Here is an 11,673-nt window from a genome sequence, read left to right on the forward strand (position 1 = left end):
CTGAGAAAAAACGTTGCTGTAGTTGTTGTCGTGTCACCCCACCGCCTGGCGAGCGGCCGGTGTGGCCTCGCCCGCCACGGTAGGCCGGCAGGAGCGGCCGGGCGCTGTGTCGTCACCGCGCGCTCGTGTCGCGGGACTCCGTCCTCGTTGCGGTACCCCTTCGTTTCCCCACCACTCCGGTCGCTGCCTGTCGGTTTCGGACCGCGATAATCACGTTCACTCCGGTCAGGGTCCGGCGACCGGCGGCGGCCGCCACCCAGCGTGCGAAAGTTCTTGAACGGAGGGGGTCTAAGGATTCCCCAGTCAATGGCCCGAGCGGAGGACACGGAACTCATCGACGTCTTCGAGGAGTTCTACCGGAGCTACTACCGCAACGAGATCGGGGAGCTCGCCCAGAAGTACCCCACCGAACAGAAGTCGCTGTACATCGACTGGGGTGACCTGTACCGGTTCGACCCCGACCTGGCCGACGACTTCCGCACCAAGCCCGACCAGCTGCGGGAGTACGCCGAGGAGGCGCTTCGCCTCTATGACCTCCCCGTCGACGTCTCGCTCGGGCAGGCACACGTCCGCGTGCGCGGACTCCCCGAGTCGACGGAGATCCGCGACATCAGGGCCGACAACCGTGGAGCCCTGCTCTCGGTCCAGGGGATCGTCCGCAAGGTGACGGAGGTCCGCCCGAAGGTGACAAACGCCGCCTTCGAGTGCCAGCGGTGTGGCACCCTCACCCGCATCCCCCAGTCGGACGGCGACTTCCAGGAGCCCCACGAGTGCCAGGGCTGTGAGCGGCAGGGGCCCTTCCGGGTGAACTTCGACCAGTCCGAGTTCGTCGACGCACAGAAGCTGCGGGTCCAGGAGTCCCCCGAGGGGCTGCGCGGCGGGGAGACCCCCCAGGCGATCGACGTCAACATCGAGGACGACATCACCGGCGAGGTCACGGCCGGCGACCACGTCACCGTCACCGGCATCCTCAAACTCGACCAGCAGGGCTCGGACCGCGAGAAGTCGCCGATGTTCGACACCTACATGACCGGCCTGTCGGTGGAGATCGAGGACGAGCAGTTCGAGGAGATGGACATCTCCGAGAGCGACAAGACCGAGATCGTCGAACTCTCGAACGACCCCGAGGTCTACGAGAAGATGGTCGGCGCCATCGCCCCCTCGATCTACGGCTACGAAATGGAGAAGCTCGCGATGGCGCTGCAACTGTTCTCGGGGGTCACCAAACACCTCCCCGACGGCTCCCGGCTCCGCGGAGACCTGCACATGCTCCTGATCGGGGACCCCGGAACTGGCAAATCGATGCTACTCCAATATATTCGACAAATAGCCCCGAGATCAGTGTACACATCGGGGAAAGGATCCTCTGCTGCGGGGCTCACTGCGGCGGCCGTGCGCGACGACTTCGGCGACGGCCAGCAGTGGACTTTAGAGGCCGGCGCGCTGGTTTTGGCCGACCAGGGGATCGCGGCCGTCGACGAACTTGACAAGATGGCCCCGGACGACCGCAGCGCCATGCACGAAGCGCTCGAACAACAATCAATTTCCGTAAGTAAGGCAGGGATTAACGCAACGCTGAAAAGTCGGTGCTCCCTGCTGGGCGCCGCGAACCCCAAGTACGGCCGGTTCGACCAGTACGAGCCCATCGGCGAGCAGATCGACCTCGAGCCCGCGCTCATCTCCCGCTTCGACCTGATCTTCACAGTCACCGACCAGCCGGACCAGGAGGAAGACGCGCGCCTCGCCGAGCACATCCTCCAGACGAACTACGCGGGCGAGCTCAACACCCACCGGACGGAGACGACGGCCTCGAACTACACCGAGGAGGAGGTCGAGACGGTGACCGAGGAGGTGGCGCCGACCATCGAGCCCGACCTGCTGCGCAAGTACGTCGCCTACGCCAAGCGCAACTGCTTCCCGACGATGACCGAGGAGGCCAAAGCCGAGATCCAGGACTTCTACGTCGACCTGCGAGCGGAGGGAACCGGCGACGACGCCCCCGTCCCGGTCACGGCCCGGAAGCTGGAAGCGCTGGTGCGGCTGGCGGAGGCCAGCGCCCGCGTTCGCCTCTCCGATACCGTCGAGAAGGAGGACGCCGAGCGGGCGACCGACATCGCCCGGTCGTCGATGGAGGACATCGGAATGGACCCCGAAACCGGGGAGTTCGACGCCGACGTCGTCGAGACCGGCACCTCGAAGAGCCAGCGCGACCGCGTGAAGAACATCCTCGACCTGGTCGGGGAGATCGAGGAGGAGTACGACGAGGGCGCGCCGGTCGACGTCGTCGTCGAGCGCGCCGAGGAACAGGGGATAGAGCCCTCGAAGGCCGAACACGAGATCGAGCAACTCAAACAGAAAGGCGAGGTGTACACCCCGACGAAGGGACACCTCCGGACCACCTGATGGACCGGATATCGGCGCTCCGAAACGTCGAGCGCGCGCTCGCGGAGTACGAGGCCGGCGAGTGCACGCTGCCGGAGCTGGAGCGGGAGGTCCGTGGCGTGTTGCGCAGTTACGCCACGGAGTACACCGACGGGAGTGCCTGGCGTGCCCGCGGGGACAAGCGCGTCGACGGGCTGGTGGTGGTCGCTCCCTCGCGGTCGGAGGCCCGCGAACGGGCCGCGGCGACCGTCGACGACCCCGTGACTGTCGAGGTGGACCCGCTCGAAGAGCCCGGCGCGGACGACACGGCGGAGGGCGGGTAACTGCGGCCGGCTCGGGGCGGACGCGGGACGCCGGTCTTTGCGCTTTCGGTCCCGGATAGTTACCAGTTAGATTTACACGTCTGTCGGCCACAGCACCCGGTGTGCTGCTGGTCATCGCGTACTCGCGGGAGGCGCGACAGACGCTGCGCAACGTCTGCCGGGCCCACGGGGACACGGTCGTCCGGCAGGCCGGGCGGGTAGCGCTGCTCGCGGAGACGGAGTTCGGGGCGTTCCAGGCGCTGCGGCTGCGGGCGAAACACGGGGTACAGATCCAGGTCGAGCGGACGGAGCCGTTCAACGAGTTCGAGGCGGTCCGCGAGGACGTCCGGGAGGCCGCCCGGGCCTACGAGGCCCGCGACGAGCCGGCCACCCCCTACACCGCCTTCGCGTCCGGCCGGGACCTGCCGAGCGAAGCCGAGATGCGGGACCGGGAGCTGTGAGGTGTCGGGTGGGGGCGGCCGTCCGGACCGGCGAGGCCGTCACGGTGCCGGGGGTCGAGGCCGACCGGCTGGCTGCGGCCGTCGAGCGCGAGGCGCCCGTCGAGGCCGGGGACGGGCCGTCGGTGACCGTCGACTGCCCCGCGCCGGGCCCGCTTCACGGCTACGTCTCCCCCCTCGGGGAGGGGATGGGGCTGCGCGTCCGGACGGCGCTCGCGGTTGCGGCCCGGAGCCGCGGGCTGGGGACGCCACACGACGAGGAGCTCGCGGCAGTCCGCGAGCGGCTGGCGGGGCTGACAGTCGAGGCGGCCACGAGCGCAGAGGAGCGGCGGGAACTGGCGGAGACGACGGACACCGGCCGCCTGCGCGAGCGGGTCGCGGCGGCGCGGGGCCGGCTCCAGGCCGCCCGCGAGGCCGGCGGGGACATCGCCGCGGCGAGCGAGGCGCTGGAGGCCGCCGTCCGGGAGCTCTCGGAGGCCGAGACGCGGGCGGCGGCAGCGACCGACCGCCTGGAGGCCGCCCGCGGGCGCGAGCGGGAGGTCCGGGACCGCCTGGAGCGTCGGCGCCGGCTCCAGGACCGCGCGGCGAACCTCGAACGGGACGCCCGGGCGGCGCTGGTCGAGCGGGTCCGCGGGGAGTACGCCCGTGCGGTCCGGAGTCTGGAAGACGCACATCCGGGTACCGAGGACCCCTTCGAGGCCCCGCCGGCCGTCGCCGCCCTGGCTGTCGTCCGGGTGGCCGCCGTCGACGCCCCGGTCGTCCTCGACGGCGGCGGCCGGGTCGGGCGGGCGTTCGCCGACGCCGACGCGGCGGCCGCGTGGCTGGACGCGCCGGTGATTTATATCCCATGACGGGGCCACCCGGCCCATGGCGACACTCGAGGCCAACTGCAGGACCGCCGGCAGCGTGACGCTGGTGGAGGTGTGCGTGACCGCCGCCCGGCCCCGGCGGGTGCGCGTCGAGAACCGGCTGGAGGGACCGGTCTGGCCGCCCCGCAGCGACGGCGTCCCGGAACCGGGCTGGGACGGGGAGGGGTTCGAGGGTCGAGTGGCACCCGACGACCGGCTCGTCCTCGGCTACGCGAGCCCGGCCGACCCCGTCGACCCGCCCGCGCGCATCGCCGACGAGGGCGAGCCGGGCGACCGGGAGCCGACGCCGCAGGCCGTCGTGAAGGCCCTGGGACGGCGCGAGCCGCCGCGGGCGGCGATGCCCGGCGGAGCGGATGGAGCCGACAGCGCCACTGACTTCGACGGGGCCCGTCCCGGACCGGAGACCGAGTCGGACGCTCCGAGGCCGGGGCCGGATACCGGCCCCGGGAGCGGGAGTGGCGGCTCGGCCGGGAACCCGGTCGACGCCTGGTTCGCGGCGGTGGAGGGCCGGCTTGAGGCCGCCGAGGACCTGGTCGCGGCCACCTCCGTCGAAGACGCGGAGGCCGCAGTCGAGCGGGCGGGTGGCATCGAAGCGGTCAGACGGCTCCAGAAGCGGGTGCAGGAGGACCGCGCAGTGCTCGCCCGCCTCGACCGGCGGTGCTCGCGGGCGCGGGAGCGCGCCGAGGCGGTCGACGTGCCCGTGGAGGCACTGGCGCGTCTGGCATGACGCTGGCGGTCACCGCGGGGAAGGGCGGCGTCGGCAAGTCGACCGTCGCGTACAATCTGGGTGCGGAACTCGACGCCGTCGTCGTCGACGCGGACCTGGGGATGGCCGACCTCCCGGCCCGGCGGGGTCCGGACCTGCACGACGTGCTCGCCGGGCGGGCCGACGCCCTCGAGGCCGTCGACGAGGGAGGGCCGGTCGCGCTGCTCCCCTGCGGACGGTCGCTCGCGGGCGCCCGGGCAGCCGACGTCACTGCCCTCGCCGGGACGCTCGATACCGTGAGTCGCCACTACGGCGAAGTCGTCGTCGACTGTCCCGCAGGACTGGGCAGCGATGCCGGCGTGGCGCTGCTCGCGGCCGAGGCCTGCCTGCTGGTGACACGGCCGACCGAGCCGGCGCTGGCCGGTGCGGTCCAGAGTCGCGAGCTGGCCCGTGTCCTCGGGACGCCGCTGGCACGGGTCGTCCTCAACAGGGCCGGCGAGGCGGCCACCCGCCCGGTCGCCGACGCGCTCGGCGCTCCGGTGACGACCGTTCCCGAGAGCGACGCGCTCGCGCGGGCACAGCGGGCCGGGCAGCCGGTGGGAGCTGTCGCACCGGACTCGCGGGCTGCCTCGCAGTTCCGGGCACTCGCGGACAGCGTCGGGCCGCTGCTCGACCGTCACTCCTCGCGCAGTTCGGTGTAGGTCGCCCGCAGCGTCACCGGCGTCACGTCCGCGACCTCCGCCGCTGCTTCCTGTGTGAGCTCGCAGCCGAGCGCCCGCGCGGCGGTGTAGAGACAGGCCGCCGCGACGCCGCTTGGGTTGCGCCCGTTGTCGATCCCCTCCTCGCGGGCGCGGGCGGCGTACTCGCGGGCACGCCGCTCGACCTCGGTCGGGAGGTCCAGCCGGCTGGCGAAGCGGGCCAGGTACTCCGCGGGGTCGATCGGGCCGGTCGGCAGTCCGAGTTCACGGTTCATCGCGTCGTAGGCGGCGTCCAGTTCCGCCCGCGTCGCCGTGGCTGCCGCCACGACCTCCTCGACGGTCCGCGAGACCGACGCCGTCCGGCAGGTGGCGTAGACGGCCGCGGCGGCGAAGCCCTCGATCGACCGGCCCTGCAGGAGGCCGGCGTCCTGGGCGGACTCGAAGAGGACACACGACCGGTCGCGGACGTGCTCGGGCAGGTCGAGGTCGCCCACGAGCCGGCGGATCTCGGTGAACGCGTAGACGCGGTTGCGCTCGGCCTTGGAGGCGATCTGGGCGCGCTTGTGCTGGCGGCGCATCCGTGCCACCCGGCGGCGCTTGCGCCCCTTCAGGCGGGTCGAGTGGCCGATCTCCGTCGAGAGCCCGCGGTCGTGGCGGGCCCGTGTCAGCGGCGCTCCGGTCCGCTCGGGCTGTGTTCGGTCGTCCTCGAACGAGCGCCACTCCGGACCCGGGTCGATGGCGTGCTCGTCGACGACGAGCCCACACTCCTGACAGACCGTCTCGCACTCCCCGGACCGGAGCGAGCCGTTGCACTCGGGACAGGACTGGGTTGTCGTGGCTGCCATCCTACCCGATCCTGGGTGCGGTATCCACTTTTAAACTGGAGCGGATCGCGGGGGTGGCCGGAGAGCCACCGCCAACGTACCTACCGGTTACCGGTTGGTACATCAGCCGCGACCGCTGTGTCTGCCGGACCCGGAGCCAGAGTTTTATGTAGGACGAGGAACCAGTCACTCCCGATGGGACTGTCGGAGATCGCGGCCGGGATCGAGGTCACGGCCGAACAGGAACGGCGGGGCGTCGCGACCGTCGACGACACGGACGCGACCCTTGAGGAGCGGCTGTCGGAGTTCGCCGGCGAACTGCCCTGCAGTCCTGCGGAGGCGGCGGTCGCCGTCGAGCGGTACGCCGCCGGCGGGAGCGTGGGCGCGGCGGCGGAGGCCGCGGGCGTGCCGGCGGTCACGGCCGCCAAGGCCCTGCATCTGCTCGGGGAGTCGGTCTCGCCGGTCGGACCCGTCGGCCGGGAGGTGGTCCGGGACTGGGTCGCGGGCGAACTCCCCCGGTCGGAGGCGGAGGAACTCGCCCGGGTCTCCGGCCCGGAGTTCGCGCTCGCGGCCTACATCGAGACCCACGAGCCCCTGGACGGCGCCCGGGCGGCCGTCGAGGGCGCCCTGATGCGGGAGGGGCGAGACGGGCTCGACGGCGCGGTGGGAGCGGCTGGCGGGCCGCGCTGACTGGTCGTTCAAACGCCCGTTTGACTCTACGTCGCTTATACTACCTCGTCCGTCGAAGCTATGAGTGCATGCCACGCGATTCACTCATCATCGCCGGCGTCGCGGCCGTCCTCGTGCTCGCGACGGCCGGGGCCGTCGCCGGCGGACTCGGTACTGCCGGGGCACAGTCGACCGCACAGCCAGCCGACCGCACGGTCTCCGTCGCCGCAACCGGGAGCGCGGACGCCAGTCCCGACCGGGCGGTCGTCCGCGTCGCGGCCACCGCCGAGGGCAACAGCTCCGCGGAGGTCCGTGATGCGCTCGCGGCCGACGCCGAGGCGCTCCGGACCGCTCTCGACGAACTCGGCGTCGACTACGAGACTATCGAGTACCGCATCTACTCCGTCGACGAGCGCGAGCGCCCGCCCCGCGAGGAGGCTCCGTCGGCCGAGTACCGCGGCGTCCACGCCTACCAGGTGACGCTGGACGAGCCCGACCGGGCCGGGGCGGTCATCGATGCCGCGACTGAAGCGGGAGCCGAAGTGACCGACATCGAACTCACTCTCTCGGAGGAGACACGGACCGAGCTCCGCGAGGAGGCCATCCGGGCAGCGATGACCGACGCACGCTCGCAGGCGGACACGATCGCCGCGGCCGGTGACCTCCGGGTCACCAACGTCGCCACGGTCGACGCCTCTCAGGGCCGGTACGTGCCCGTGCGCTACGAGGCCGCCGACGCGGGCGGCAACGCGGCCGCCCCACAGACGGTCATCTCCGAGGGTGAAGTGTCCGTCACGTACCGCGTCGAAGTCACCTACAACGCGACGACCGCGTAGCGACCGACTGGTTTTCCGGCCCGCGGTGGGCCGCCCGTCCCGGGTGCCCGGGCGCCTCCCGGCCGTTCGGGTTCCAACCTCAGCCGTCGAGCAGCCCGTCCAGCCGCCCGCCCTCGGGGAACTCGAGGTCCAGCGAGACGCCGACCGCGCGCTCGGTCGCCGCCGCGACCGCGGGCGCGAACGCGTCGTCCGGCGGGAGCACGGCCGGACAGTCCGCAGCACGCCGGACCGGCGAGGGTGGCACGGCCGCGTCGGCCTCGGTGACGACCTCCGGCTCCGGTGTGCGGTTGGCCAGTACCGCGTCGGCCGCGGTCCCGACGTCCTGGAGGCGACCGCGGGTCCGGGCGAGCGCGTCCGCGCCCCGCGTGGAGTCGACCGTGACGACCGCGACCCGGTCGGCGGCGGTCGCGGCCGCGACGGCCTGGTTGGTCGCGACCGGCGGCGTGTCCACCAGCACGACATCGTGTGAGAGTGCGGCGGCGGCCATCCGGTCCTCGAAGCGCTCGGCGGCGCCCGCGGTCTTCGCGCGGGCCAGCCGCTCGAAGGGCGCCCGGGCCGGCGCGAGCGCCAGCCGACCCGCGGTGTCGGCCGGGTGCTCGACCAGCGCCGCCTCCAGCTCGCGGTCGTCGGTCACGACCTCGGTGACGTCGGTCCCGAGCTGTCCGTCCGCGTACGCGGCCAGCCCCTGCGTGGCGTAGGCGGCGTCCAGCACCGCGACGTCGTGGCCCGCACGCGCGAGCGTCGCCCCGCACTCGACGGTCAGCCGGGTCGTCCCCACCCCGCCGGCCGCGCCGGCCAGCGCGACTGTGGCTGTCATGGGGAGGGGTGGCGGCGCTTCCGTTGAAAAAGCTACGCCGCTACAGGTGACCCGCCACGTCCTCGGCGACCGCCGCGAGCTCCCCGTCGTCGGCCGTGCCGGGTCCGCCGAACAGGGCGTGGACCGGCCCGGCGCCGTCGTCGGCGAAGCGGGGGACGATGTGGGCGTGGACGTGGGGCACCTCCTGGCCGGCTGCCCGGCCGTTGTTGTACGCGATGGTGCTCGCGGGGGCGTCGACGGCGGCCTCGACCGCCGGCGCGACCCTGGCGATGGTCCGCCCCACGGCCCCCGCCACGTCCGGGGGCATGTCGTTGACCCGCTCGTGGTGGGCCTTCGGGACCACCAGCGTGTGCCCGCGCGCGAGCGGGTTGGCGTCCAGGAAGGCGCAGGTCTCCTCGTCCTCGTAGACCCGGTGGCTGGGGGCCTCGCCGTCGACGATCGCACAGAAGATGCAGCCGTCCATACCCGGCGGGTCGTGTGTGTTCGCAAAAAGCGTTGGTACCTGAAGGGAAGACCGAAGCCACACGACTGAAGTGGGTGGGTCCGCTCGGCCACTCGCGTATGCACCCACGCTGGAGGCAGGGACGGCGCAGTGTCGCGGGAGCGCTCGCGGGCGGGGTGGCGCTGATGGCGCTCGTCGCCCCGGCCGCGGCACAGCGGACCTCCCCGGACAGGACGGTCGAACAGGCGGTCCGGGAGGCCGTTCGGGCGGCCGCCCCGGACCCGGTTTTCATCCTCGGCGTCGCGGCCGTGGGCGGGTTCGTCGGCGCTCTCCTGGCGAACGCCCTCTGGAACGTGCGACGGGACAGCTCCCGGGACGGCCAGCCGGGACCGCAGGCCGGCGGGGCGCCCGGGGGGCCGACGCCCGGAGCAGGGGGTCGCGGCCAGCGGGCCGGCAGGCAACCACAGCAGTCGGGCCAGGCCGCCCCGCAGGACCAGCCGTTAGCCGGAGAGCCAGGAGACCAGGGACAGGGAGGCCAGCAGGGGACCGGCGGCCCGCTCGGGGAGTCCAGGGGTCGCGACCAGCAGCGGTAGCCGCGTCCAGGTGTCGGGGGCCGGCAGGCGGTGGGCCGGGTGTCAGGGGCCGGCAGGTGGTTGACTGGGGGCCGTCTCTCACAGCAGGATCTCCACCTCGTAGCCGGCGTCCTCCAGTGCGCTGGTGAGTTCGTCGACGTGGTCGGGCCCGCGGGTCTCCAGGGCGAGTTCGACTTCCGCGTCGTTCATCGCGATGTTTCGGGACGTGCGGTCGTGCTGGATGGCGTAGATGTTCGCGCGGTGGGCGGAGATGACGTCGGTCAGGTTCTCCAGGGCTCCGGGGCGGTCCTCGAGCGTCGTGCGGAGCCGGAGGTACCGGCCGGTCTCGACCAGTCCCCGCAGGATGACGGTCGTCAGCGTGTTCATGTCGATGTTGCCCCCACAGAGCATCGGGACGACCGTCTCACCCTCGGCGTAGTCGAACGCCCCGGCCAGCAGCGCCGCCAGGGGAACCGCCCCCGCCCCCTCGACCAGCGTCTTGCCCCGCTCCAGCAGGGTCGTGAGCGCGACGGCGATGTCGTCCTCCCCGACGGTCACCACCTCGTCGACGCGCTCCCGGATGACCTCGAAGGTCTTCTCGCCGACGCTGCGGGTGGCGATCCCGTCGGCGATAGTGTCGACGGAGTCGAGCGTGACCCGCTCGCCACGCTCCAGGGACTGGGGGAGGCTGGCGGCGCCCTCCGCCTGGACGCCCACCACCCGGATGCCGGGGTCGTGGTCCTTGACCGCGGTGGCGATCCCGCTGATGAGGCCGCCGCCGCCGACGGGCACCACCACGGTCTCGACGCCGGGGCAGTCCTCGACGACCTCCAGCCCCAGCGTCCCCTGGCCGGCCATCACCATCTCGTCGTCGAAGGCATGGAGGTAGTACCGCCCCTCTTCGGCCTCGATCTCGCGGGCCCGCTCGGCGGCGGCGTCGTAGTCGACGCCGTGGAGTTCGACCCTGGCGCCGTAGCTGCGGGTGGCCTTGACCTTCGAGACCGGGGCGTTCTCGGGCATCACGACCAGCGAGTCCACCCCGAGCCGCGAGGCCGCCAGCGCCACCCCCTGTGCGTGGTTGCCCGCGCTCGCCGTGACGATGCCCGCCTCGCGCTCGGCCTCGGGGAGGGTGGCGATCCGGTTGGTCGCGCCGCGGATCTTGAACGCGCCGGTGCGCTGGAACGTCTCCAGTTTCAGACGGACGTCCGCTCCGGTCATCTCCGAGAACGTGTGGGAGTACTCCAGGGGCGTGTGTCGTGCCGTCTCCGCGACCCGGTCGCGGGCCGCGTGGACCTCCTCGGCGTCGAGCATACCGGACCTACTCCGTCACGAGTCAAAACTCCGGGGCCTGCCGGGCAGCCGGGACGGTGGCCCCGAGCGACACGGGAAGAGCGTGTGACGCGCAGTCGCGACTGCATCCGCACGGAGCGGTCGTCGGTACTTAAACGTACGGGGCACGTGTCACCGAGAAAACCACACGACGGCGACTGAATCTGACGGCCGTCAGACGGGCGGCACGCGGCCGTCATAATATAAAAGTGGTCGGGCGGCTCCACCCGGCCGGTCCCGCGCTGACCGGGAGCCTTTTGCCCGAGCCCCGCGGGAGTGTGGGCGTGTCACGCGAGTCACCCGCGCCGGAGGGCGTCGCCGACCAGTGGGACGAGCTCGTCGCGGACGCCGACGCGATGGCCGAGCGCTACCGGGCCGAAGGGTGGACGGCGCTGGTCGTCACCACCCGCGACGTGGCCGTCCTCGACGGCGAGCCGTTCGGGCTGGACGTCCTGGCACCGGCCGAGGAGTACGAGCGCCTCGAGCGACTGGTGGAGACCGGGGCCGTCGACCGGACACACGCCTTCCGGACGGACGCGGAGGGCGTGCGGCTGCTGGTCGTCGTGGCCGAGGCGCCGGCCGCCGAGGAGGCCGTGCTCGTTCCGGCCTACCTGTCGCTCGAGGACGTGGCGACACTCCGGGGACGCGCCGAAGAGGAGGGGGCCATGTACACCCACGTCCGGACGCTGGCGGCCGACACGCGGGTGACACTCCAGCACGACGACCCGGAGCTATTCCTCTGAGCGGGAGACGGAGAAAGGAGCCGAAC

At 72.5% G+C, this 11,673-nt stretch carries 14 protein-coding genes; 10 read left to right on the plus strand and 4 right to left on the minus strand.

The window, feature by feature from the left end:
* Positions 1-306: 306 nt before the first annotated feature.
* From GN153_RS14785 to GN153_RS14810, 6 genes are all read left to right on the plus strand, one after another.
* Positions 307-2,403 (plus strand): minichromosome maintenance protein MCM, encoded by a 2,097-nt coding sequence (locus GN153_RS14785; protein WP_159904146.1) that lies wholly within the window; start codon positions 307-309, stop codon positions 2,401-2,403.
* Entirely contained in the window at positions 2,403-2,705 is a 303-nt protein-coding gene (locus GN153_RS14790; protein WP_159904148.1) for a DUF7854 family protein, read from the plus strand. The genes GN153_RS14785 and GN153_RS14790 overlap by 1 nt, the downstream gene beginning before the upstream one ends.
* A 101-nt stretch (positions 2,706-2,806) precedes the next feature.
* Positions 2,807-3,145, plus strand: a complete 339-nt coding sequence (locus tag GN153_RS14795) for a DUF7855 family protein (RefSeq protein WP_159904150.1) — start codon at positions 2,807-2,809, stop codon at positions 3,143-3,145.
* Positions 3,142-3,993 carry a DUF7856 family protein gene (locus GN153_RS14800; protein WP_159904152.1) on the plus strand — a complete coding sequence of 284 codons (852 nt, stop codon included), beginning with the start codon at positions 3,142-3,144 and terminating at the stop codon, positions 3,991-3,993. The genes GN153_RS14795 and GN153_RS14800 overlap by 4 nt, the downstream gene beginning before the upstream one ends.
* Before the next feature lie 16 nt (positions 3,994-4,009).
* A complete protein-coding gene (locus GN153_RS14805) occupies positions 4,010-4,738 on the plus strand; it encodes a DUF7857 domain-containing protein (protein ID WP_159904154.1) in 729 nt (242 codons plus the stop codon).
* Positions 4,735-5,418, plus strand: coding sequence for a nucleotide-binding protein (locus GN153_RS14810; protein ID WP_159904156.1), 684 nt, complete (start codon positions 4,735-4,737; stop codon positions 5,416-5,418). Before GN153_RS14805 ends, GN153_RS14810 begins: the two co-directional genes overlap by 4 nt.
* On the opposite strand, the gene GN153_RS14815 is transcribed toward GN153_RS14810, so the two are convergent.
* Positions 5,394-6,260, minus strand: a complete 867-nt coding sequence (locus GN153_RS14815) for a transcription initiation factor IIB (RefSeq protein ID WP_159904158.1) — start codon at positions 6,258-6,260, stop codon at positions 5,394-5,396. The two genes, GN153_RS14810 and GN153_RS14815, sit on opposite strands and share 25 nt — an antisense overlap.
* Positions 6,261-6,434: 174 nt before the next feature.
* On the opposite strand from GN153_RS14815, the gene GN153_RS14820 reads away from it, so the two are divergent.
* Positions 6,435-6,929 carry a DUF7858 family protein gene (locus GN153_RS14820; RefSeq protein ID WP_159904160.1) on the plus strand — a complete coding sequence of 165 codons (495 nt, stop codon included), beginning with the start codon at positions 6,435-6,437 and terminating at the stop codon, positions 6,927-6,929.
* Between the two features lie 68 nt (positions 6,930-6,997).
* Positions 6,998-7,744, plus strand: coding sequence for an SIMPL domain-containing protein (locus GN153_RS14825; RefSeq protein ID WP_159904162.1), 747 nt, complete (start codon positions 6,998-7,000; stop codon positions 7,742-7,744).
* A gap of 79 nt (positions 7,745-7,823) precedes the next feature.
* Here GN153_RS14825 and GN153_RS14830 read toward each other — a convergent pair whose 3' ends face one another.
* A complete protein-coding gene (locus tag GN153_RS14830; protein WP_159904164.1) occupies positions 7,824-8,561 on the minus strand; it encodes a MinD/ParA family ATP-binding protein in 738 nt (245 codons plus the stop codon).
* A gap of 40 nt (positions 8,562-8,601) precedes the next feature.
* Positions 8,602-9,024 carry an HIT family protein gene (locus GN153_RS14835; RefSeq protein ID WP_159904166.1) on the minus strand — a complete coding sequence of 141 codons (423 nt, stop codon included), beginning with the start codon at positions 9,022-9,024 and terminating at the stop codon, positions 8,602-8,604.
* A gap of 98 nt (positions 9,025-9,122) precedes the next feature.
* Here GN153_RS14835 and GN153_RS14840 point away from each other — a divergent pair, with 98 nt between their 5' ends.
* On the plus strand, positions 9,123-9,596 hold the full coding sequence (locus tag GN153_RS14840) for a hypothetical protein (RefSeq protein ID WP_159904168.1): 474 nt from the start codon (positions 9,123-9,125) through the stop codon (positions 9,594-9,596).
* A gap of 78 nt (positions 9,597-9,674) precedes the next feature.
* Here the strand turns inward: GN153_RS14840 and ilvA are convergent, their stop codons facing one another.
* Positions 9,675-10,886: a threonine ammonia-lyase gene (gene ilvA / locus GN153_RS14845; protein ID WP_159904170.1), complete on the minus strand. Its 1,212-nt coding sequence runs from the start codon at positions 10,884-10,886 to the stop codon at positions 9,675-9,677.
* 302 nt (positions 10,887-11,188) lie between these two features.
* Here ilvA and GN153_RS14850 point away from each other — a divergent pair, with 302 nt between their 5' ends.
* A complete protein-coding gene (locus tag GN153_RS14850) occupies positions 11,189-11,647 on the plus strand; it encodes a DUF7529 family protein (RefSeq protein WP_159904172.1) in 459 nt (152 codons plus the stop codon).
* Positions 11,648-11,673 lie beyond the last annotated feature (26 nt).

Source organism: Salinirussus salinus (genome assembly GCF_009831455.1).
GTDB classification, from domain to species: Archaea; Halobacteriota; Halobacteria; order Halobacteriales; family Haloarculaceae; genus Salinirussus; species Salinirussus salinus.

What these genes read in the sequence shown, in the direction of transcription:
- GN153_RS14790 (WP_159904148.1), top strand. Translation starts at nt 2,403, where the DNA reads ATGGACCGGATATCGGCGCTCCGAAACGTCGAGCGCGCGCTCGCGGAG.
- ilvA (WP_159904170.1), bottom strand. Translation starts at nt 10,886, where the DNA reads ATGCTCGACGCCGAGGAGGTCCACGCGGCCCGCGACCGGGTCGCGGAG.
- GN153_RS14830 (WP_159904164.1), bottom strand. Translation starts at nt 8,561, where the DNA reads ATGACAGCCACAGTCGCGCTGGCCGGCGCGGCCGGCGGGGTGGGGACG.
- GN153_RS14835 (WP_159904166.1), bottom strand. Translation starts at nt 9,024, where the DNA reads ATGGACGGCTGCATCTTCTGTGCGATCGTCGACGGCGAGGCCCCCAGC.
- GN153_RS14840 (WP_159904168.1), top strand. Translation starts at nt 9,123, where the DNA reads ATGCACCCACGCTGGAGGCAGGGACGGCGCAGTGTCGCGGGAGCGCTC.
- GN153_RS14815 (WP_159904158.1), bottom strand. Translation starts at nt 6,260, where the DNA reads ATGGCAGCCACGACAACCCAGTCCTGTCCCGAGTGCAACGGCTCGCTC.
- GN153_RS14810 (WP_159904156.1), top strand. Translation starts at nt 4,735, where the DNA reads ATGACGCTGGCGGTCACCGCGGGGAAGGGCGGCGTCGGCAAGTCGACC.
- GN153_RS14825 (WP_159904162.1), top strand. Translation starts at nt 6,998, where the DNA reads ATGCCACGCGATTCACTCATCATCGCCGGCGTCGCGGCCGTCCTCGTG.
- GN153_RS14785 (WP_159904146.1), top strand. Translation starts at nt 307, where the DNA reads ATGGCCCGAGCGGAGGACACGGAACTCATCGACGTCTTCGAGGAGTTC.
- GN153_RS14820 (WP_159904160.1), top strand. Translation starts at nt 6,435, where the DNA reads ATGGGACTGTCGGAGATCGCGGCCGGGATCGAGGTCACGGCCGAACAG.
- GN153_RS14805 (WP_159904154.1), top strand. Translation starts at nt 4,010, where the DNA reads ATGGCGACACTCGAGGCCAACTGCAGGACCGCCGGCAGCGTGACGCTG.